Source organism: Mesorhizobium sp. B2-1-8, from assembly GCF_006442545.2.
Lineage (GTDB): Bacteria > Pseudomonadota > Alphaproteobacteria > Rhizobiales > Rhizobiaceae > Mesorhizobium.
In genome coordinates this window covers 3,504,687-3,524,812 of record NZ_CP083952.1, presented here as the reverse complement: position 1 = coordinate 3,524,812, position 20,126 = coordinate 3,504,687, and the positions used below count along the sequence as shown (strand labels likewise).

Below are 20,126 nucleotides of genomic sequence, written 5' to 3'. Positions count from 1 at the left end.
GCCAATCGTCTAGTTGGTGACGACAATGCGCGTATTGCCGAATCCGACCTCGCGCACCATCGAATAGAATGCCGCGGCATTTGCCGTATGCAGCCTTACGCAGCCATGCGAGGCCGGGCGACCGAGCTGCCCGACGGCGCCTGTTCCATGGATCGCATAACCACCATGGAAGAATACGGAATATGGCATCGGCGACATATGGTATTTTTTCGAATACCACATCCGTGCGGTCCGCTGCGGCCGGTAGGTGCCGCGCGGCGTGAAATAACCTGGACGCGCCGTGGACACCGTCCACCGGTAAACCTCCAGGCCATATCTCACTGTCATAGTCTGCGATGACACATCGATCTTTGCTTCAAGCATCGCCGCCTGGCTCGCCACAGATGTGCCAAACAACGCGGTTGCCAGCACCGCGGACACAAGTAAAAACTTCTTCATGCGATCAAACCCCTTTGATTGCCCCTTGCCTGCCCGCCATCACGTTCTTTTTTCTTTTTAATGGCGGTGAACGGATAACACACACTCCTTGACCAATTGGCCAATCCAAAGCAGCGAATTTGAACGATTTCCCGCGATAGTTGCCGCAAGGAACACGCTGCACGGTTTGATCGACGGGCTTGCAAAACCGTGGCGATCGCTGCTCAACTCGCGGCATGAACGAGCGACTCCTCGAGGCAATCGATAACAGGCGCGACGAGTTGGTGGCGCTGACCGCCGACCTGATCCGTTTTCCGACCATCAATCCACCCGGCGATGCCTACCGGCCATGCGCCGAGTACATTGGCGCGCGGCTTCGGAAATGCGGCTTCGAGACCGAGTTCATCCGCGCCGAAGGCACGCCCGGCGACACCGATCGCTATCCGCGCATCAATGTCGTTGCCCGTTTCGACGGCCGGTCACCCGGCGCCTGCGTCCACTTCAATTCGCATATCGACGTGGTCGAGGCTGGCGAAGGCTGGACCGTGGATCCCTTTGCCGGCGTCATCAGGGACGGCAAGGTCTATGGGCGCGGCGCCTGCGACATGAAGGGCGGCCTCGCCGCCTCCATCATCGCTGTCGAAGCCTTCATGGAGGTCTTCCCCGACTTTCCCGGCGCCATCGAGATTTCGGGCACGGTCGATGAGGAGTCCGGCGGCTTCGGCGGCGTCGCCCATCTGGCCGGGCTCGGCTATTTCTCGAAACCCAGGGTCGACCATGTCATCATTCCTGAACCATTGAACAAGGACCGCATCTGCCTTGGCCATCGCGGCGTCTGGTGGGCTGAGATCGAGACCAAGGGCGAGATCGCGCACGGCTCGATGCCGTTTCTCGGCGACAATGCGGTGCGCCACATGGGCGCCGTCCTGCGAGCCTTCGAGGACGAGTTGTTTCCGGCGCTCGACCGCAAGACGACGCGCATGCCGGTGGTGCCGGAAGGCGCCAGGCGCTCGACCATGAACATCAATTCCATCCATGGCGGCCAGACCGAGGATTTCCGGCCCGGCCTGCCCTCGCCCAACGTGCCCGATTCCTGCCGGCTGACCATCGACCGCCGCTTCCTGCTCGAGGAGGATCTGGCCACGGTCAAAAGCGAAGTGACCGGCATTCTCGAACGGCTGAAGCGCGAGCGCAAAAAATTCGACTACGAAATCCGCGACCTGATGGAAGTGCTGCCGCTGATGACCGAGCGCGACGCACCCGTGGTCAAGGCGGTGGCGCAAGGCATTCATGCGATCTTCGACCGCGAGCCCGACTACGTCATTTCGCCAGGCACCTACGACCAGAAGCATATCGCCCGTATCGGCCATATCTACGACTGCATCGCCTATGGCCCGGGCATTCTCGACCTTGCCCACCGGCCGGACGAATGGGTCGGCATATCGGACATGGTGGAATCGGCCAAGGTGATGGCGATCGGGCTCAACGTGCTGCTGCGTGGTACAGTCGCTGGATAATGTCCGCACACGGCCAAGCTTGGATCGATCGGCGAGGCCGCCGGGAGAAAGACATTCCCGGCCCTGCCGCCGCGCAGCACGAAACGCAATTTACTCCCGCGCGAAATCACGCTTCTATCCCTTAGGTTTGAGCGCATGTTTGAGCTGATAGGGAGAGTCGCGCGATGAAATTGTGGAAAACCATTCTGGCCGCCGCGGCCGTGCTGATGCTGGCCGCAGGCACTCAGGCGTTCGCGGCGCGGACCGACCTGGTCATCGGCATTCCGCTCGAACCGCCGCATCTCGATCCGACCGCGGGTGCGGCGGCCGCGATCGACGAGGTGCTTTACGCCAATGTCTTCGAAGGGCTGACGCGCATCGGCCCGAAGGGTGAGGTGCTGCCGGATCTGGCCGAAAGCTGGACCATTTCCGATGACGGCAAGGTCTACACCTTCAAGCTGCACACCGGCGTCAAATTCCACGACGGCGCCGATTTCAGCGCCGACGACGTGAAATTCTCGCTCGACCGGGCCCGCGCCGACAATTCGGTCAATGCGCAGAAGGGCCTGTTCGCGGCCATCGACAAGGTCGAGATCATCGATCCCGCAACGGTCAAGGTCACGCTGAAGAACCCGCAAGGGTCCTTCCTCTACAATATGGGCTGGGGCGACGCGGTGATGGTGTCGCCGAAATCCGCCGAAACCAACAAGGAGAAACCGATCGGCACCGGCCCGTTCAAGTTCCAGAACTGGGCCAAGGGATCATCGATCACCCTGGTAAAAGCAGACCATTACTGGGGCGCTCCGGTTTTCCTCGACAAGGTCGAGTTCCGCATCGTCCCGGATGCCGCGGCCTATGTGCCGGCGCTGCTGTCCGGCGACATCCAGGCCTTCCCCTTTTTCGATCCCGACAGCCTGGCACAGGTCAAGGACGACCCGCGGTTCAAGGTGGTGATCGGCTCGACCGAGGGCGAGACCATCCTGGCGATCAACAACAAGAAGCCGCCTTTCGACAAGCTGCAGGTCAGGCAGGCGATCTCCTACGCGCTCGACCGCAAGGCGATCATCGACGGCGCCTCGGCCGGCCTTGGCCTGCCGATCGGCTCGCACATGTCGCCAGCCAACAAGGACTATGTCGACCTCACCGGCCTCTATCCGCACAATGTCGACAAGGCCAAGGAGTTGCTGAAGGAAGCCGGGCTGGAGAACGGCTTCAAGGCGACGTTGAAACTGCCGCCGCCCAGCTATGCACGGCTGGGTGGCGAGATCATCGCCTCGGAACTTCGCGATGTCGGCATCAACCTCGAGATCATCCCGGTCGAATGGGCGCAGTGGCTGGACCAGGTGTTCACCAAGAAGGACTACGACCTGACCATCGTCTCCCACACCGAACCCAACGACATCGATATCTATTCGCGCAAGGACTACTACTTCAACTACGACAACCCGACCTTCGACAAGATAATCGCCGACCTCAACCTCACCTCCGACGAAACCAAGCGCAAGGAACTGCTTGGCGAGGCACAGAAGATCTTGGCCGACGACGCCGTGGTCGGCTTCCTCTACGAATTGCCCAAGGTTGGCGTTTGGGACGCCAAATTGCAGGGCCTGTGGGAGAACGCGCCGATCCAGGCCAATGATCTCACCAAGGTGAAATGGAGCGAGTGAGGCTTGTGGTGCGGCAGCGGTTGCGCGGGACTTCCCTTCTTCCCTTGTGGGAGAAGGTGGATTGGCGCAAAGCGCCAAGACGGATGAGGGGTGCTGGAACAAACTCAACCTGCAATTCGTCCAGCACCCCTCATCCGACCTCGCTTCGCGAGGCCACCTTCTCCCACAAGGGGAGAAGGAAGAACGCCATGCTGCCGCCTCCTCGCCTCCCATGAGTGCCTACCTCCTCAAGCGCCTCGCCATCGCCCTTGCCACGCTGATCCTCGCCTCGATGGTGGTGTTCGCCGTGCTGGAAGTCCTCCCCGGCGACCCTGCGCGGCTGATGCTGGGCATGAACGCCAGCGCCGACCAGGTGGAACTCTTGCGCAACCAGATGGGCCTCAACGCGCCGCTGGCTTGGCGTTACCTGCACTGGGCCGGCGGCCTGCTCAGCCTCGATTTCGGCCGCTCCTATACCTATTCGGTGCCGGTCATCGATCTCGTGCGTGAACGGCTCGCCGTCTCGCTGCCGCTGGCGCTGATCGCGCTGGCGCTCTCCACCATCCTCGCCATTCCGGTCGGCCTGTTTTCCGCCAGCCGGCGCGGACGGGCCGGCGACACGATTTCGATGGGCGTGGCGCAGCTTGGCGTCGCCGTGCCCAATTTCTGGTTCGCGCTGATGCTGATCTATGTCTTCGCCGTCTGGCTGCGCCTGGTCCCGGCCGGTGGTTTTCCCGGTTGGAGTGCCGGTGCCTGGCCAGCGCTGAAATCGCTGCTTCTGCCGGCGGTGGCGCTTGCCTTGCCGCAAGCGGCGATCCTCGCACGCGTCACCCGCTCGGCGCTGATCGAGGTGCTGAACGAGGACTATATCCGCACCGCCCGCGCCAAGGGCTTGCCCTATCGCGCCGTGCTGTGGCGGCACGCGCTGCGCAACGCCATGATCCCGGTGCTGACCATCCTTGGCCTGCAATTCGCCTTCCTGCTCGCCGGCACCATCATCATCGAGAATGTCTTCTATTTGCCCGGGCTCGGCCGGTTGGTGTTCCAGGCGATCACCCAGCGCGACCTGATCGTCGTCGAAAGCGTCGTTATGCTGCTGGTCGCGGCCGTCATCGCCGTCAACCTCGTCGTCGACCTTTCCTACGCGGTGGTCGATCCCCGCCTGAGGACCCGGCAATGACGCTGCGCATCGACATCCCCGACGAGACGTTCCGCGGCATCCTGGCCAAGGCGTTTGGGAATATCGCATTCGTCGCCGGCTTCGTCATCACCGTGCTGATCCTTGCGATGGCCATCGTCTCCTATGTCTGGACGCCTTACGATGTGACGAAGCTGGTCATAGCGGACAAGACGCAAGGCCCCTCGCTGGCCCATTGGTTCGGCACCGACCATTTCGGCCGCGACATCCTGTCGATGATCATGGTCGGCGCCCGCAACTCGATTGCCGTGGCGCTGGTCGCCGTCGGTATCGGCATGGGGATCGGCGTGCCGCTCGGCGCCTTCGCGGCGGCGCGCGGCGGCCTCGTCGACGAGGCGCTGATGCGCGTCAACGACCTCGTCTTCGCTTTCCCCGCGCTGCTGTCGGCGATCATGATCACCGCCATTTTCGGGCCGGGCGCCGTCAACGCCATCATCGCCATCGGCATCTTCAACATTCCGGTCTTTGCCCGCGTTGCCCGCGCCGGCGCGCTTGCCATCTGGCCGCGCGAATTCATCCTTGCCGCACGCGCCGCCGGCAAGAGCAGCACGCAGATATCGATCGAACATGTGCTGCCCAACATCGCCACGTTGCTGCTGGTGCAGGGCACGATCCAGTTCGCGCTGGGCATCCTGGCCGAAGCCGGGCTTTCCTATCTCGGCCTCGGCGCGCAGCCGCCTATGCCGAGCTGGGGCCGCATGCTGTTCGACGCCCAGACGCGCATGGTGGTGGCGCCGTGGATGGCGATCTTCCCCGGCATGGCGATCGTCGTCACCGTGCTCGGCCTGAACCTCCTGGGCGACGGCATCGCCGACATTCTCGACCCGAAATCGCGGCGGCAGCGATGAGCCTGCTCGAAGTCGACAATTTGTCGCTGGCCATCGGCGACACACAGATCCTGAAAGATATGGAGCTCTCCGTCGCGCCGGGCGAAGTCATGGGGCTGGTCGGCGAATCCGGCTCCGGCAAATCGATAACCGCGCTGACGGTGATGCGGCTCCTGCCCCATGCCGCACGCGCCACCGGGCGCGTCACATTCGACGGCATCGACATCCTGAGGGCAACCGAGGACCAGATGTGCGCCCTGCGCGGCGACGACATCGGCATGGTGTTCCAGGAACCGATGACAGCGCTCAATCCGGTCAAGACGATCGGCGAACAGGTGGCCGAAGGCATACGCTGGCACGTTAGGGCGAGCCGCGCCGAGGCCGAGGAGCGGGCGCGAAAAATGCTCGACCGCGTCGGCCTGCCCGAAGCGAAATTCCCGCTGTCGCGCTATCCGCACGAACTGTCCGGCGGCCAGCGCCAGCGCGTCGTCATCGCCATCGCCTGCGCGCTGAAGCCGAAGCTGCTGATCGCCGATGAGCCGACGACGGCGCTCGACGTGGTGCTGCAGGCGCAGATCCTCGACCTCCTGCGCGACCTCGTGGCGGAGAACCGCATGGGCCTGCTGCTGATCTCGCATGATCTGGCTGTCGTGACCGAGATGGCGGACCGCATCACCATCCTGCGCCATGGCGAGGTGATGGAAGCAGGCGACACCGCGCGCACGCTCTCCGGTCAGCTCCACCCCTATACGCGCCAACTGGCGCAGGCTTCGATGCATGTTCCGGCGCGCGCCAGGCCTCACAGTGTCGGGACGGACAAACCTTTGCTCCAGGTCGAAGGCGTCACCCGCGATTACCCCGGCCGCCGCATCTCGCTGTTCAGGCGCGCGCCTGCTATCCGCGCGGTCGACGACGTCTCCCTGTCGATGGCGCCGGGCCAGTCGGTGGCGCTGGTCGGCCGCTCCGGCTGCGGTAAGTCGACCCTTGCCCGCATGATCCTGGCACTGGACAGACCGGGTTCAGGCACGATCCGGTTTCGCGGCGAAGCCATCACCGGCAAGAGCGAAGCCGAGCTGAAGCCGGCCAGGCGCGACATGCAGGTCGTTTTCCAGGACCCCTACGGCTCCTTCGATCCACGCCAGAAGGTCGAGAGGCTGGTCGCCGAGCCGTTGCATGTCCTGGCGAAAAAACCGACGCGCGCCGAGCGCCGGGAGATGGTGGCGCATGCGCTCCACGAGGTCGGCCTCGACCAACGCGACATGGACAAATACCCGCACGAGTTTTCGGGCGGCCAGCGCCAGCGCCTGTCGATCGCCCGCGCCATCATCACCCGCCCGAAACTGGTGGTCGCCGACGAGCCGGTCTCGGCGCTCGATGTCTCGATCCGCGCCCAGATCCTCGACCTGTTCGCCGATCTCAACCAGAAGCTTGGCATCGCCTATCTCTTCATCACCCATGACCTTACCGTCGCCCGCGCCATCACGGATGAAGTGCTGGTCATGCATGACGGCAAGATCGTTGAGCGCGGCAAGACCAACGAAGTGCTGGACCACCCGCAATCCGAGGCCGCCAGGGCGCTGGTCACCGCCGCCCCGGATTTGCATCGCGCGATCGCTCGTCGGCTGCAGGAACAGGGGTGAGCAGCCGGTTCGCGAAGCGAATCCATCGTGCCGGTGGCACGATGGAAGGCCGCGAACGCCGGGGAGCTGCCGCAGGCAGTAGGCCCCCCGGCCGGGACATCCGCCCCTACTCGTCCGGCTTCACGACATCAACCGGGCTGATGTCGAGCAAATCGAGCGTGCGGCGCAACAGGCGCACCTCGGTTTCGGCCAGCTGCGAATCCGCCTTGGCGATCTCGGCCATGTGCTGCGCCAATTGCTTGCGCCGCTCGATGTCGAGGTCGCGGAACAGCGCGATCGCCTGCGAGCCGTTGGTCTCGTAGCCGAATTCGTTGAGATATTCGATGACGCTGTCGATGCTGGTTTCCGGAATGCCGAAGGCATCCTTGCAGATGCGCCGGAAGGCAACCATCTCGCTCTCGCTGACCGTGCCGTCGGCCAGGATCATGCGGAACAGCATCAGCAGCTCCGCCGACAGGACGGGATCGTCCGCGACCTTGCGCACGCCAGGGTCGCCGTCGAAGATCGAGCGTATCTGGTCCAGCAACGCGAATGCCATGAACGGCCCCTTTCCGATTCCCTTCAAATAGAATTAGCGCGGAATCGGCCTTGCGCAAACGGGGTGGTCGTGGTCGAACGCGCGCTATCTCAGCCGACCGGACATCTCGACCCATCAGATGATCGACCTCACCGCCCAGTCCATCGCCATGCTCGCCTTCGCGGCTTTCGCCGCGGGTTTTGTCGATTCGATTGCCGGCGGCGGCGGACTGATCACCATTCCGGCGCTGCTACTGGCCGGTTTCTCGCCGGTCGAGGCGCTTGGAACCAACAAACTGCAAGGCATGTTCGGCTCCGGGTCGGCGACGATCCACTATGCCTCGAAAGGCCATGTCGATCTGCGCCGGCAATTGCCATCGGCGCTGCTGGCCCTTGCCGGCGGTGCCATCGGCGCATTGCTGGCCACGATCGTGCCCGGCGACCTGTTGCGCGCGGCCCTGCCGCTGGTGCTGATTGCCATCGCGCTATATTTCGCCCTCAAGCCTAACATGAACGATGTCGACCGGGCCGAGCGCCTGTCGCCCTTCCTGTTCGGCGTGACCCTGGTGCCGGCCATCGGCTTCTATGACGGCGTGTTCGGGCCGGGCGCCGGTTCCTTCTACATGCTGGCCTTCGTGACGCTCGCCGGCTACGGCGTGCTCAAGGCGACCGCGCACACCAAGCTGCTCAACTTCGCCTCCAACATTGGCGGCTTCATCGTCTTTGCCGCCGTCGGCGTCATCTCGTGGAAAATCGGCCTGATGATGGGCGTTGCCCAGTTCCTCGGCGCCCGGCTTGGTGCCAGCCTTGCCATGCGCATTGGCGCCAAACTGATCAAGCCGCTGCTGGTCATCGTCTGCGTGGCCCTGGCCGTGAAGCTGCTGGCGGATCCGGCCAACCCGCTGCGCGTCATGATTGGTGTGTGATCACGCGCCTGTTACAATGACATTGTTCGAATCATGTTGGAGGGACCAGACATGAATCTCAGCGCGCCTACCCAGATTGTCTTCATCATCTCCCTTGTTATCGCCATCATCGGTCTTCTCGCCGGGTTTGGCGTCCTTGCGTTCATTCCGCTCGCATCGGTGTGGATCATGCTCGTCGCCTACATCGTGCTCGCCGCCGGCTGCCTGATGCGCGGCGCGTAAATACCAGAAATCCTGGATAACGTGGAGCGCCCGGTCAAAAGCCGGGCGCTTTTGATGTTGGGCGGTGGTCTGCTAGATTCTTCACTGCGGAGGAAAGCGATGCCGGTGGAGATGCAACACCGCAAGGAACGCGACCAGTCCATTGCCGGTCGCTTCGAGATAATGCGGCGCGTCCCCGGCGCTGAACTCGCCGGTGTCGTCACTGACATCTGCGGTTACCGCGAAACTGCTCCCGGCCATTTTCGCAATGTCGAGTATGCATCGCTGACGGTGCCGTTGGTGATCAGCTTCGCCGAACCGTTCGCCATCGGCCTCGGCAGGGCGCCTGATGACAATGACCGCTTCGCCAGTTTCGCCGCCGGCCTTTTCGCCGGGCCGGTGATGATCGAATCCTTCGGCGGAGCCTGCTGCGTTCAGGTCAATTTCACCCCCCTTGGCGCACGCCGCTTCTTCCGCCTGCCTATGAGCGAATTGACTGACAGCATGGTCGTCCTCGATGACTTACTTGGCGCGGAAGGCGCGGCGTTGCGCGAACGGCTCGGCAACGCGCCTGACTGGACGGCACGTTTCGATATTGCCGAAGCTTTCGTCGCCGCCCGCCTTGAGAGCACCACCGAGACGCCGCTCGAAATCGCCTGGGCCTATGACCGCATCATCGCGTCCGGCGGCCGGACCCGGATTGCATCGCTTGCCGAACGGCTGGGCTGGAGCCGCAAACACCTCGCCGACAAATTCTTCGACGCGACCGGCGTCGGCCCCAAGACGCTATCGCGCATCGTCCGTTTCAACCGGGCGCTCCGCCTGTCGAAGCAGCCGACCGCCGACTGGGCCGATGTCGCCGCTGATTGCGGCTATGCCGACCAGGCGCATCTGGTGCGCGAGTTCCGCGTTCTTGCCGGCGAGACGCCGACGGCACTTTCGGCCAGGTAACATTTCTTCAAGACGCTGGAACGGTCTTCGAACAGTGTGAGGAATAGACCAATCCAGATGAAGGAGGTTCCCATGCCCGCAACCACTGAAGCCCCCCGCCTCTACCCTGCCCTGCGTTACAAAAACGCGGCGAAAATGATCGACTGGCTCTGTGAAGCCTTCGGCTTCAGCGTTCGCGCCCGCTATGGCGAAGGCGATGTCGTGCACCATGCCGAACTGGTCTTCGGCTCTTCGATGATCATGTTGGGCACGGTGCGCGACGACGACTACGGCAAGATGGTCGGCGAACCCGGTTCAGGCGGCGGCAAGTCGATCTATATCGCCGTCGACGATGCCGACGCCGCCTACGCCAAAGCCAGAAGGGGCGGCGCGACGATCATCCAGGAACTGACGAACCGCGATTATGGCAGCCGCGAATTCATCTGCCGTGATCCCGAAGGCAATGTCTGGTCGTTCGGCACCTACTGGCCGAAGGCAGGTGAAAAGGCTTGAATCAGCATGCTTGTGTCCGCCAAGTCGCGGCATGGATCCTCGGGTCTGCGCCGCGTCGCTGCGCTCCTTGCTCCGCCCGTGGATGACGAAGTGTCGGGCGTTTCAGCTGATCGCCTATGTTACGGGCTTACCGAGCAAGCCCAAAAATCGCGTCACAGTCGAGATGGCCCTCCAGCTCGGCCGCGACCTCGTCCAGCGCCCGCTCGACCTCGGCCCGGTAATCGATGCCCCCGCCTTTGATGCCGAGGCTTTCGAGGAATTTTCCCCGAAAGGCATCGGCGCCGAACAGACCGTGCATATAGGTGCCGATCACCTTGCCGTCGGCGGAGATCGCACCATCCTCGACGCCGTTGATGATCGCCGACGGTCGCCTGGTGTCCGGGCCGGTGGTGCGGCCGAGATGAATCTCGTAGCCCTCGAGCGGCAGGTCGAACGGCACCGAGCGGGCGCTGACATTGCGCACCGTCTTCTCCGGCTCCATCACCGTTTCGATATCGAGCAAACCCAGCCCTTCGGCCTCGGTGACGCTGCCTTCGATGCCGTCGGGATCGCGCACCACGCGGCCGAGCATCTGGAAGCCGCCGCAAATGCCGACGACATGGCCGCCGCGCTTGCGGTGCGCCGCTAAGTCCCGGTCCCAGGCATTCTCGCGAAACTTCAAGAGGTCGCCGATCGTCGACTTGGAGCCGGGAATGACCACCAGCCCGGCATCGGCCGGCAGCTTCTTTCCCGGAGGCACGAAGACCACCTCGACCTGCGGCTCGGCCTTGAGCGGGTCGAGATCGTCGAAATTGGCGATGCGGCCAAGCACCGGCACCGCCACTTTCAGCGCGCGCGCTTCGCCGGACGCCAGCCGCTCCAGCACCACCGAATCCTCCGAGGGCAGCCGGGCCGCCGCCTTCAGCCACGGCACGACGCCAAAACAGCGCCATCCCGTGAATTTCTCGATCGCCTTCAGGCCGTCATCGAACAGCGAAACATCGCCCCGGAACTTGTTGATGAGGTAGCCGACGATCATGCGCCGGTCCTCTTCCGGCAGGATCAGATGCGTTCCGGCGACCGAGGCGATGACGCCGCCGCGATCGATGTCGCCGACCAGCACCACCGGCACGTCGGCGCGCGTGGCAAAACCCATATTGGCGATGTCGCGACTTCTGAGGTTGATTTCGGCTGGCGAGCCGGCACCCTCGACGATGACGAGATCGGCGCCCTCGCCGACCTTGCCCCAGGAATCGAGCACCGCATCCATCAGCCGGCTCTTCAGCGCCTGATAGTCGCGCGCCCGCGCTTCGCCGAACACCTTGCCCTGGACGATGACCTGGGCGCCGACATCGGTCTGCGGCTTGAGCAGCACCGGGTTCATATGGACCGACGGCGTAACCCCGCAAGCGATCGCCTGCAGCCATTGCGCGCGGCCGATCTCGCCGCCGTCATGGTTGTTGTCACCGGGAATATCGGCAACGGCAGCGTTGTTCGACATGTTCTGCGGCTTGAACGGCCGCACCTTCAGGCCGCGATTCCTGGCGGCGCGGCACAGCCCGGCGACCAGCACCGTCTTGCCGACATCCGAACCCGTGCCTTGCAGCATGATTGCCCTAGTCATCAGCTCCGGCCCTGCGTCGCGGTTCCGGTGATCGTGGATTTCTGCGCCAGCGGCCCGCCGCGCCAGATATAAAGCGCCAGCAACGGTTCCTTGCCCGTGCGCATGGCATGGTTGACATTGGAAGCGTGGTGGACGACCTCGCCGGCTTCACGCGTGCGAAAGCCGCCCTCGCCCATGCGCCATTCGGTGCCGCCGGTCAGCGGAATATAGATCTCCTCGGCAACGTGATGGTGGTCGGGATAGACGATCCCGGGCCCAAGGATCAGCAGGCCGGCCGCGACAACGTCATTGGCGAAATGGCCGCGCGTGCCGAAGATTTCCAGCCAGCCGTAATTGTCGATGAAATCTTTTCCGAAATCCGCTTCGCTGTAAGTCTGCCCCCAATGGAGGTCGTTGCGCTGCCGTGCCAGCAATTGCACCAGCGGTTTCGCGGCCGTCGGCGCCAGCTCAGTCGCGCGATCCAGATGGCGCAGGCAGCCAAGCGCATGCGGCTCCAGATCGCGGGCCGGCATGTCCCAGCCGATGCGCGCCACGGCCTCGCGCACCGGGGTGTCATCGACGGAAGCAAGATAGGCGTGGAACTGTCCCAACAGCTCATCGAATTTTGTCGTCACATCTTGCTCCGGGCATGCATTGGTGCACAGCCGCTCCGCGGAAGGTCGGGTTGCGCGGCGGCATCATTGGTCTAGATTGGTGCGCGCGCAAAGCCAAAAAAGACAGGCCAGCAGGTCAGACATCAGGGAGCACGCCATGGACGCCGCGGTCGATGCGAGCACCAGCCAGTTCGAACTCAACGAGGAACAGCGCGCCATCCAGGAGATGGCGCAGGCCTTCGCCGCAGATCGCGTCGCGCCGAACGCGCTCGACTGGGATCGCAGGAAACACTTCCCCGCCGACGTGATCCGTGAAACCGGACCGCTCGGACTCGGCGGCATCTATATCAGGGACGACGTCGGCGGTTCCGCGCTCGGCCGGCTCGACGCGGTGTTGATCTTCGAAGCGCTGTCACATGCCGATCCGGCCTTTTCTTCCTTCATCTCGATCCACAACATGGTGGCTTCGATGATCGACCGTTTCGGCAATGAAGAACAACGCCAGCGCTTCCTGCCGAAGCTCACCTCCATGGAATGGCTGGCGAGCTATTGCCTGACCGAGCCGGGTTCCGGCTCCGATGCCGCCGCATTGAAGACGCGCGCGGTGAAGAGCGGCGGCGACTATGTTCTCAACGGCGCCAAGCAGTTCATCTCCGGCGCTGGCGACAGCGATGTCTACGCCGTCATGGTGCGCACCGGCGCCGACGGCCCGAAAGGCATCTCCACTATTGTCGTGCCCAAGGATGCGCCCGGCCTCTCCTTCGGCGCCAACGAGCACAAGATGGGCTGGCACATGCAATCGACCCGCCAGGTCATCTTCGAGGACTGCAAGGTGCCGGCGGAGAACCTTTTGTCGGGCGAAGGCGCCGGTTTCGGCATTGCCATGGCCGGGCTCGATGGGGGCCGGCTGAATATCGCCGCCTGTTCGCTGGGCGGCGCGCAGTCGGCGCTCGACAAGGCGCTGTCTTATACTGCCGAACGCAAGGCCTTCGGCTCGAAGATCAACCAGTTCCAGGCGCTGCAGTTCAGGCTGGCCGACATGGAGACAGAGTTGCAGGCCGCGCGCATCTTCCTCTATGCGGCGGCCTCGAAACTCGACCGCAAGGCGCCGGACGCCGGCAAATGGTCGGCAATGGCCAAGCGCTTCGTCACCGACACCGGCTTCGACGTCGCCAACGATGCGCTGCAACTGCTCGGCGGCTACGGCTATCTACACGACTACGGCATCGAGAAGCTGGTGCGCGACCTGCGCGTGCACCAGATTCTCGAAGGCACCAACGAGATCATGCGCGTCATCATCGCGCGCGCACTGATAGGACGGTAAAGGCAGTAGGCAGTAGGCAGATGACCGGCACGATCAATTCGTACAAGGATCTTATCGTATGGCAGCAGGCGATGGATCTGGCCGTCGCGATATACGCCTTGACTAAAGCATGGCCTAAAGAGGAATTGTATGGCCTGACCAGCCAAATCCGCCGCTCTGCAACCTCTATTCCTGCAAACATTGCAGAAGGCTATGGCCGGGACAATCGAGGCTCATATCAGCAATTTCTCAGGATCGCCCAAGGCTCCCTGAAGGAGTTGGAGACCCACCTCCAGATCGCCGAGCGCATCGGTCTTGCCACGCAAGATCAAGCTGACAGCATGCTGTTAGCAAGCGAGGGCATCGGAAAAATGCTTCGCCAACTCATCAGAAAACTTGCGCCGGAATAGATTGCCTACTGCCTACTGCCTACTGCCTACTGCCTACTGCCTACTGCCTACTGCCTACTGCCCGCTTACCCCAATCACGGAGCGCCACTATGACCACCATCGCCTTCATCGGCCTCGGCAACATGGGCAATCCAATGGCCGCCAACCTGGTCAAGGCGGGACATGCCGTGCATGGTTTTGACCTGATGCCGGAGAACCTCACGGTCGCGCGCGAGCATGGCATCACGGTCATGGCCAATGCGGTCGCCGCCGTGAAGGATGCCGACACGGTCATCACCATGCTGCCCGCCGGCAAGCATGTTTTGTCGGTCTATGAGGACATCGCCCCCAAGGCGAAGAAAAATGCCTTGTTCATCGATTCCTCGACCATCGACGTGGAATCGGCGCGCAAGGCGCATGCGATTGCCGCGAAGCGCGGCCTGCTCTCAATCGATGCGCCTGTTTCCGGCGGCACCGGTGGTGCCACGGCCGGTACATTGACCTTCATGGCTGGCGGGTCCGACGGTGCCTTCGCTGCCGCCGAGCCGATCCTGAAGCCGATGGCCGGCCGCATCGTCCATTGCGGCGGTGACGGCGCCGGCCAGGCCGCCAAGATCTGCAACAACATGATCCTCGGCATTTCGATGATCGGCGTCGCCGAGGCTTTCGTACTGGCGGAAAAACTCGGCCTGTCGCATCAGGCGCTGTTCGACGTCGCCTCGACGTCGTCGGGCCAGTGCTGGTCGTTGACCACCTATTGCCCGGTGCCCGGCCCCGTGCCCACTTCGCCCGCCAACAAGGATTACAAGCCGGGATTTGCGGCGGCTCTCATGCTGAAAGACCTGAAATTGTCCCAGGAAGCAGCGCTTGGCGCCGGCGCGGTGACGCCGCTTGGCGCCGAAGCGGCGCAGCTCTATGCCTTGTTCAACGCCCAGGGCCATGGCGGCGCCGATTTCTCCGGTATAATTAATTTTCTACGCGGCAATTCAGCGTAAACACCGGATTCGATGGAGTTTTTTCGGACCTTCCCTGAGAGAGCACCGTAAATTTAGATTTGCTTAAGTTCTCGATAACTCCGCGGTAACGATGTCCCTATAAAACGGATTGCGAGGCGGACATATCGTATCCGCCCGGCGCTCCGGATCAGGTCTCGCGTACCGGAGCCCGTAAGTTTCGCAAGTGTCTTGGTAGCGAAACGCCATGCGTACCTGGCAAAGCCGCGTTCCCGATGGGGCGCGGTTTTTGCATTTCCGGTCCCTTTATTACCGACGATCCGTCTATATTCCGATCGCCGCACCCGGGATCGGCACGTGATCTTCATTGGTCAGCACGATCGGTGCATCGACCCCATCCACGCGGACCACGAGCAGGCGCGTGCTCCAAGTGCCAGCATTGCGAACCAGATGAGAAAACACGGTGCCTTTGCCCTTGGCGCCGTGGACGGGAATGCTGAATTGGGCGTCGCCCGCGCCATTCGCATTGACGTTGAGGTGGCCTCCGACCCAGAAATTGTTGGTCACATCGTCGCCGATGGCGGCCTTCACCCGGGTATCGGCGCGGACGGCGTCCATGGTCATGCGGAAGGCGTCGCTGCCTTTGAGCACGAAAGGGATGCTGCCGACCATCGTCGCACAGCCGCCGATGCTGACCACCCAGACGGCAAGGCCGGCGATCGCCCAGTTGCGCTGCGTCTTGCGGAATTGCTCGGCGTCGCGCCAGGCACGGTTCCGCCAGGCCCAGCGGCTCCCGCGCGCGCCGAGCACGATGATCATGATGAGGTTGACGACGGGGATCAGCGCCAGCAGCGCGATGAAGGTGCTGTTGCCAATGCCCCAAATCCAGTTGAGGAAGAAGGCGCCCCAGTTCCAGCGATCGAGTTCGGCTGGAATTTCAGCCGGCTGGTTGAGCGGTTGTCCGGCCATGTTGTTTCCCCATCGGTGGGTATGCCGATTGGTTCTAGCGCATCATCTCGACAATGCGCAAAATCAAAGTTCCGCGGCGCTCATTCAAGTCTTAGACGAAAACCGGCGAATTTACTTTTACCGCTCGGCTGGCCGGCTTCAGCGGCGCTGATCGACCGTTCGGCCGCAACGCGGCCTCTCGGCTGCGCCGGCTCTTGCCCGTCCTGCTCATGAATACAGCCCCCAACAGCTGCGCGTCGGGTGATATTCGTTCCCGCCGCGACGGATTTTTAGGGCCGGGCGCCCAATCAACGGACGCCCGGTTTCGTTCTACCGCCTGCGCAGGTCCGCCTGCGCCAGGTCGAGCGCCTTGCCGATGCGCTCGCAGGCCATGTCGATGGTGTCGCGGGTCCAGATCAGCGGCGGCGACAGGATCATCGTATCGCCGGTGGCGCGCAGCATCATGCCATTTGCGATTGCATGATCGCGAACCGTCACCGCGGCACTCCCCGACGGCAGGAAGCGCTCCTTCGTCGCCTTGTCCTTGACGATCTCGATGGCACCCATCAGGCCGATCGACCGCACCTCGCCGACCAGATCATGCCCGGCAATACGCTCCTGCAAAGCCCTGGCGAAATAAGGGCCGGTGTCGTTCCTGACGCGGTCGACCAGGCCTTCCTGTTCGATGATCTCGAGGTTCTTCAGTGCCACGGCGCAGGCCACGGGATGCCCCGAATAGGTGTAGCCATGGTTGAACTCGCCGCCCTTCTCGACCAGCGTCGAGGCAATGCGGTCGCCAACCAGCAGCGCCGACAGAGGCTGATAGCCCGATGTCAGCGCCTTGGCCGTGGTGATGGTGTCCGCTTCGATGCCGAAGGTCTGAGCCGCGAACCACTCGCCGGTACGGCCATAGCCGGTGATGACCTCGTCCAGCATCAAAAGCACATCGTATTTGCGGCAGATGCGCTGCACTTCGGGCCAGTAGCTCGCCGGCGGGATCTTGACGCCGCCCGCGCCCATCACCGGCTCGCCAATGAAAGCCGCGACCTTGTCGGCGCCAGCCTCGAGGATGGCGTCCTCGACGGACTTTGCCGCGCGCAGGCCGAAATCATGGTCGCTTTCGCCAGGCAGAGCCAGATCATAGGCATAGGGCATCATCACATGGACGATGTTGGGCACCGCACCGTTGAGCTGCTTGTGCATGGCATCCATGCCGCCGAGCGAAGTGCCGGCGATGGTCGAGCCGTGATAGGCCATCTTGCGCGAGATGACGCGGTTCTTCTCCGGCTTGCCTTCCAGCACCCAATAGTGGCGCACGAGGCGCAACGCGGTGTCGTTGGCCTCCGAACCGGACGAGCCATAAAACACCTGGTTGACGTTGCGTGGCGCGATCTCGGCCAGCTTCTTCGACAACAGCACCGGCGTCGGCGTCGAACATTTGAAGAAGGAATTGTAGTAAGGCAGTTCCTTCATCTGGGCATAGGCGGCCTCGGCCAGTTCGTCACGGCCGTAGCCGATATTGACGCACCACAGGCCGGCCATGCCGTCCAGCAGTTCCGTCCCTTCGGAATCGTAGATGAACGGACCCTTGGCGTGGGTGATGACGCGCGCGCCTGCCTCACGCAGCTCCTTGTGGTCGGTGAAGGGATGGAGATGATGCGCGGCGTCGATCTGCTGAAGCTGCTTCAGCGAATAGTTCTGATAGGTCATGTCTGATCTTTCCTCTGAAATCATTCCGGCGGTGCCGGGGCGAATTCGTCAGAGGACGGCAGGTGGCGAATAGCCGATGCGGGCGCACAGCCGCAAAAGCTCGGCGCGCAGCGTGCGTGACGACGGTGTCACCGCGACGCGGAATGCGCGAGCTGATAATCTAGCGAGAGCCATGAAGGGCACCTTAGAGCAAAGGATGGTCGAGGAGAACTACCCTTTGCTCTAGTGGTGCCATGGAATGAGGTCAGGCTTCGCCGCTCAACGCCCGCTGCAGGAACACATACTTCATCGCGGTCTGCGCTGCCTGCGGCCGGCGGTCGCCGCGTCCGCCATGTCCGCCTTCGGTCTCCTCGAAGAACAGCGTCTTGCCGTGTCCTGCGTCCTGCAGGCGGGCGGCCATCTTGCGCGCATGGCCCGGATGGACCCGGTCGTCCGCGGTCGAGGTGGTCAGCAGCACCGGGGGATAGACGGCATCCGCCTTGACATGTTGATAGGGCGAATAGGCGGAAAGCCATTTGACGTCTTCCGGGTTTGACGGATCGCCATATTCGGCCATCCACGAAGCGCCCGGCGGCAGTTCGGTGTAGCGCAGCATGTCGAGCAGCGGCACCTCAATGATGACGGCGCCGAAAAGCTCGGGATGCTGCGTCAGGGAAGCGCCGGTCAGCAGGCCGCCGTTGGAGCCGCCCTGGATGCCAAGCGATTGAGGCGTTGCGATGCCACGCCTGACGACATCCTCAGCCACCGCGGCAAAGTCGTCGAAGCCGTTCTGGCGCTTGCCTTTCAGCGCCGCCTGGTGCCAGGCCGGGCCGAACTCGCCACCGCCGCGAATACAGGCCTGCACATAGGCATTGCCTTTCTCCAGCCACAGCCTGCCGCGCACGCCGGCATAGCCGGGCAACAGCGGCACTTCGAAGCCGCCATAGCCGTAGAGCAGCGTCGGCACCGGCCCGTTCTGGTCGCGCCGCCTGACGACGAAGTAAGGGATCATCGTGCCGTCCTTCGAGCGTGCCTCGAACTGTTCCGAGATAAGCGGCGAGGCATCGAAGCGGGCCGGCTGCGACTTCACCGTGGCAAGCGTCTCGCCATCGTCATCGGACCAGATGATCGAACTGGGCGTCAGGAAATCGGTGAAGGAAAAGGAGACGGTGGAGCCGAAATGCTCGGCATGGCTGATGCCGACCGTGCCGTTTTCGGGCAGCGCAACAGGTTTCAGCGACCAGGCGTCATCCTTACGCTCGCAAACGAGAACCTTGCCGCGGACATTGTCCATCAGGTTGATGAACAGGCGGTCCTGCGTGCGGCTGATACCGGCGATCGAGACGCGATATGCCGGCGCCAGCAACGTTTCGATCGGGCCAAAACTGCCGGTTTCGATCCAATACGCGAAATCGATCGAATAAAGCCCGTCCGGCTGACATGCGGTGCCGTCCGGCGCCATCCACGGGGTACGCACCCCGAACACCAGTTGATCCCTAAAGAGCGCGGTATCGGTGACATCGTCGGGCAGCGGGATCCGGCGGTTCTCGCCCGAGGGCAGGCGCAGGAAACTGTGCGATGCGAAGAAGTTGAGTGTCCGCGCCAGAAACAGGTGACGCTTCTCGCCGTCGAACTCGACACCGGCGCCCATGGCAAGATCCTCGGTCTTTCCCTCGAAGATCGGGGTCGCCTCTTCCAGCTTGGTGCCGCGCTTCCAGAGCTTGACCACGCGCGGATATCCGGACTCGGTCTTGTCGGCCTCTTCGAATGCGGCCGAGACGATGACCGTATCCTCGTCCAGCCAGCCAAAGCCCGATTTCGAGGCCGGCGCCTGAAAACCGCCTTCCACGAAGGACTTGGCCGCGATGTCGAACTCGCGCATCGCGCTGGCGTCACCGCCATCGGGCGACATCGAGACCAGGCAGAGGTTGAAATCGGGGTAAAGCCTGACAGCGCCGCCGAACACCCACTTTATCCCCTCCTTCGCCGCCAGTTGATCGAAGTCGATGATCGTTTCCCAGTCAGGCTTGTCGGTCTTGTAGGAAGCGACCGTCGTGCGCCGCCACAGGCCGAGCGCATTGGTCTTGTCCTGCCAGAAATTGTAGACATGGCCCGCGATTGCCGCGCCAACCGCGATATTGTCCTCCGCAGTCATCAGGTCGAGCGCCGTCTGGAACGACGCCTGGTAGGATGGATCGCCCTGCAATTCCGCCACCGTGAACTCGTTCTGGCTATGAACCCAGTCGAGCGACTGTTTGCTGGTCCTGTCTTCCAGCCAGAGGAAGGGATCGCCGGCCTTCTGATAAGGCTGAGCTTTGGTCGTCGAAGAGATCATGCA

At 63.0% G+C, this 20,126-nt stretch carries 19 protein-coding genes; 12 read left to right on the top strand and 7 right to left on the bottom strand.

Features of this window, described 5'->3' with window-relative positions:
- Positions 1-9: 9 nt before the first annotated feature.
- Complete coding sequence (locus FJ970_RS17200) at positions 10-438, bottom strand: L,D-transpeptidase (protein ID WP_140758281.1); 429 nt, start codon at positions 436-438, stop codon at positions 10-12.
- Between the two features lie 215 nt (positions 439-653).
- On the opposite strand from FJ970_RS17200, the gene FJ970_RS17195 reads away from it, so the two are divergent.
- From FJ970_RS17195 to FJ970_RS17175, 5 genes are all read left to right on the top strand, one after another.
- Positions 654-1,934 carry an acetylornithine deacetylase/succinyl-diaminopimelate desuccinylase family protein gene (locus tag FJ970_RS17195; RefSeq protein ID WP_140758280.1) on the top strand — a complete coding sequence of 427 codons (1,281 nt, stop codon included), beginning with the start codon at positions 654-656 and terminating at the stop codon, positions 1,932-1,934.
- 164 nt (positions 1,935-2,098) lie between these two features.
- Positions 2,099-3,580, top strand: coding sequence for an ABC transporter substrate-binding protein (locus tag FJ970_RS17190; RefSeq protein WP_140758279.1), 1,482 nt, complete (start codon positions 2,099-2,101; stop codon positions 3,578-3,580).
- Positions 3,581-3,791: 211 nt separating this feature from the next.
- The gene (locus FJ970_RS17185) at positions 3,792-4,739 is read left to right on the top strand and encodes an ABC transporter permease (protein WP_140758314.1); all 948 of its coding nucleotides are present in this window, start codon (positions 3,792-3,794) and stop codon (positions 4,737-4,739) included.
- The gene (locus FJ970_RS17180; protein WP_140758278.1) at positions 4,736-5,605 is read left to right on the top strand and encodes an ABC transporter permease; all 870 of its coding nucleotides are present in this window, start codon (positions 4,736-4,738) and stop codon (positions 5,603-5,605) included. The genes FJ970_RS17185 and FJ970_RS17180 overlap by 4 nt, the downstream gene beginning before the upstream one ends.
- Entirely contained in the window at positions 5,602-7,224 is a 1,623-nt protein-coding gene (locus FJ970_RS17175) for an ABC transporter ATP-binding protein (RefSeq protein WP_140758277.1), read from the top strand. The genes FJ970_RS17180 and FJ970_RS17175 overlap by 4 nt, the downstream gene beginning before the upstream one ends.
- Positions 7,225-7,330: 106 nt before the next feature.
- Here the strand turns inward: FJ970_RS17175 and FJ970_RS17170 are convergent, their stop codons facing one another.
- Entirely contained in the window at positions 7,331-7,762 is a 432-nt protein-coding gene (locus FJ970_RS17170) for a TerB family tellurite resistance protein (RefSeq protein WP_140758276.1), read from the bottom strand.
- A 118-nt stretch (positions 7,763-7,880) separates the two neighbouring features.
- On the opposite strand from FJ970_RS17170, the gene FJ970_RS17165 reads away from it, so the two are divergent.
- The 4 genes from FJ970_RS17165 (at position 7,881) to FJ970_RS17150 (ending at position 10,310) form a co-directional block, all read left to right on the top strand.
- A complete protein-coding gene (locus FJ970_RS17165; protein ID WP_140758275.1) occupies positions 7,881-8,666 on the top strand; it encodes a TSUP family transporter in 786 nt (261 codons plus the stop codon).
- Between the two features lie 51 nt (positions 8,667-8,717).
- Positions 8,718-8,888: a hypothetical protein gene (locus tag FJ970_RS17160; protein WP_140758274.1), complete on the top strand. Its 171-nt coding sequence runs from the start codon at positions 8,718-8,720 to the stop codon at positions 8,886-8,888.
- A gap of 99 nt (positions 8,889-8,987) precedes the next feature.
- A complete protein-coding gene (locus FJ970_RS17155) occupies positions 8,988-9,818 on the top strand; it encodes a helix-turn-helix domain-containing protein (protein WP_140758273.1) in 831 nt (276 codons plus the stop codon).
- A 72-nt stretch (positions 9,819-9,890) separates the two neighbouring features.
- Positions 9,891-10,310, top strand: a complete 420-nt coding sequence (locus tag FJ970_RS17150) for a VOC family protein (protein ID WP_140758272.1) — start codon at positions 9,891-9,893, stop codon at positions 10,308-10,310.
- Between the two features lie 127 nt (positions 10,311-10,437).
- Here the strand turns inward: FJ970_RS17150 and FJ970_RS17145 are convergent, their stop codons facing one another.
- Complete coding sequence (locus tag FJ970_RS17145) at positions 10,438-11,913, bottom strand: cobyric acid synthase (protein ID WP_140758271.1); 1,476 nt, start codon at positions 11,911-11,913, stop codon at positions 10,438-10,440.
- Positions 11,913-12,527 carry a dimethylsulfonioproprionate lyase family protein gene (locus FJ970_RS17140; protein WP_140758270.1) on the bottom strand — a complete coding sequence of 205 codons (615 nt, stop codon included), beginning with the start codon at positions 12,525-12,527 and terminating at the stop codon, positions 11,913-11,915. The genes FJ970_RS17145 and FJ970_RS17140 overlap by 1 nt, the downstream gene beginning before the upstream one ends.
- Before the next feature lie 136 nt (positions 12,528-12,663).
- Between FJ970_RS17140 and FJ970_RS17135 the strand changes: the two genes are divergently transcribed.
- The 3 genes from FJ970_RS17135 (at position 12,664) to mmsB (ending at position 15,193) form a co-directional block, all read left to right on the top strand.
- The gene (locus FJ970_RS17135; RefSeq protein ID WP_140758269.1) at positions 12,664-13,830 is read left to right on the top strand and encodes an isobutyryl-CoA dehydrogenase; all 1,167 of its coding nucleotides are present in this window, start codon (positions 12,664-12,666) and stop codon (positions 13,828-13,830) included.
- Between the two features lie 20 nt (positions 13,831-13,850).
- Complete coding sequence (locus FJ970_RS17130) at positions 13,851-14,219, top strand: four helix bundle protein (protein WP_140758268.1); 369 nt, start codon at positions 13,851-13,853, stop codon at positions 14,217-14,219.
- Between the two features lie 89 nt (positions 14,220-14,308).
- A complete protein-coding gene (gene mmsB / locus FJ970_RS17125) occupies positions 14,309-15,193 on the top strand; it encodes a 3-hydroxyisobutyrate dehydrogenase (protein ID WP_140758267.1) in 885 nt (294 codons plus the stop codon).
- Between the two features lie 282 nt (positions 15,194-15,475).
- Here the strand turns inward: mmsB and FJ970_RS17120 are convergent, their stop codons facing one another.
- The 3 genes from FJ970_RS17120 to FJ970_RS17110 all read right to left on the bottom strand — a co-directional run bounded on the left by FJ970_RS17120 (position 15,476) and on the right by FJ970_RS17110 (position 20,123).
- On the bottom strand, positions 15,476-16,120 hold the full coding sequence (locus FJ970_RS17120; protein ID WP_140758266.1) for a cytochrome c oxidase assembly factor Coa1 family protein: 645 nt from the start codon (positions 16,118-16,120) through the stop codon (positions 15,476-15,478).
- A gap of 309 nt (positions 16,121-16,429) precedes the next feature.
- Complete coding sequence (locus FJ970_RS17115) at positions 16,430-17,809, bottom strand: aspartate aminotransferase family protein (RefSeq protein ID WP_140758265.1); 1,380 nt, start codon at positions 17,807-17,809, stop codon at positions 16,430-16,432.
- Positions 17,810-18,053: 244 nt separating this feature from the next.
- Positions 18,054-20,123 (bottom strand): prolyl oligopeptidase family serine peptidase, encoded by a 2,070-nt coding sequence (locus FJ970_RS17110; RefSeq protein WP_140758264.1) that lies wholly within the window; start codon positions 20,121-20,123, stop codon positions 18,054-18,056.
- Positions 20,124-20,126 lie beyond the last annotated feature (3 nt).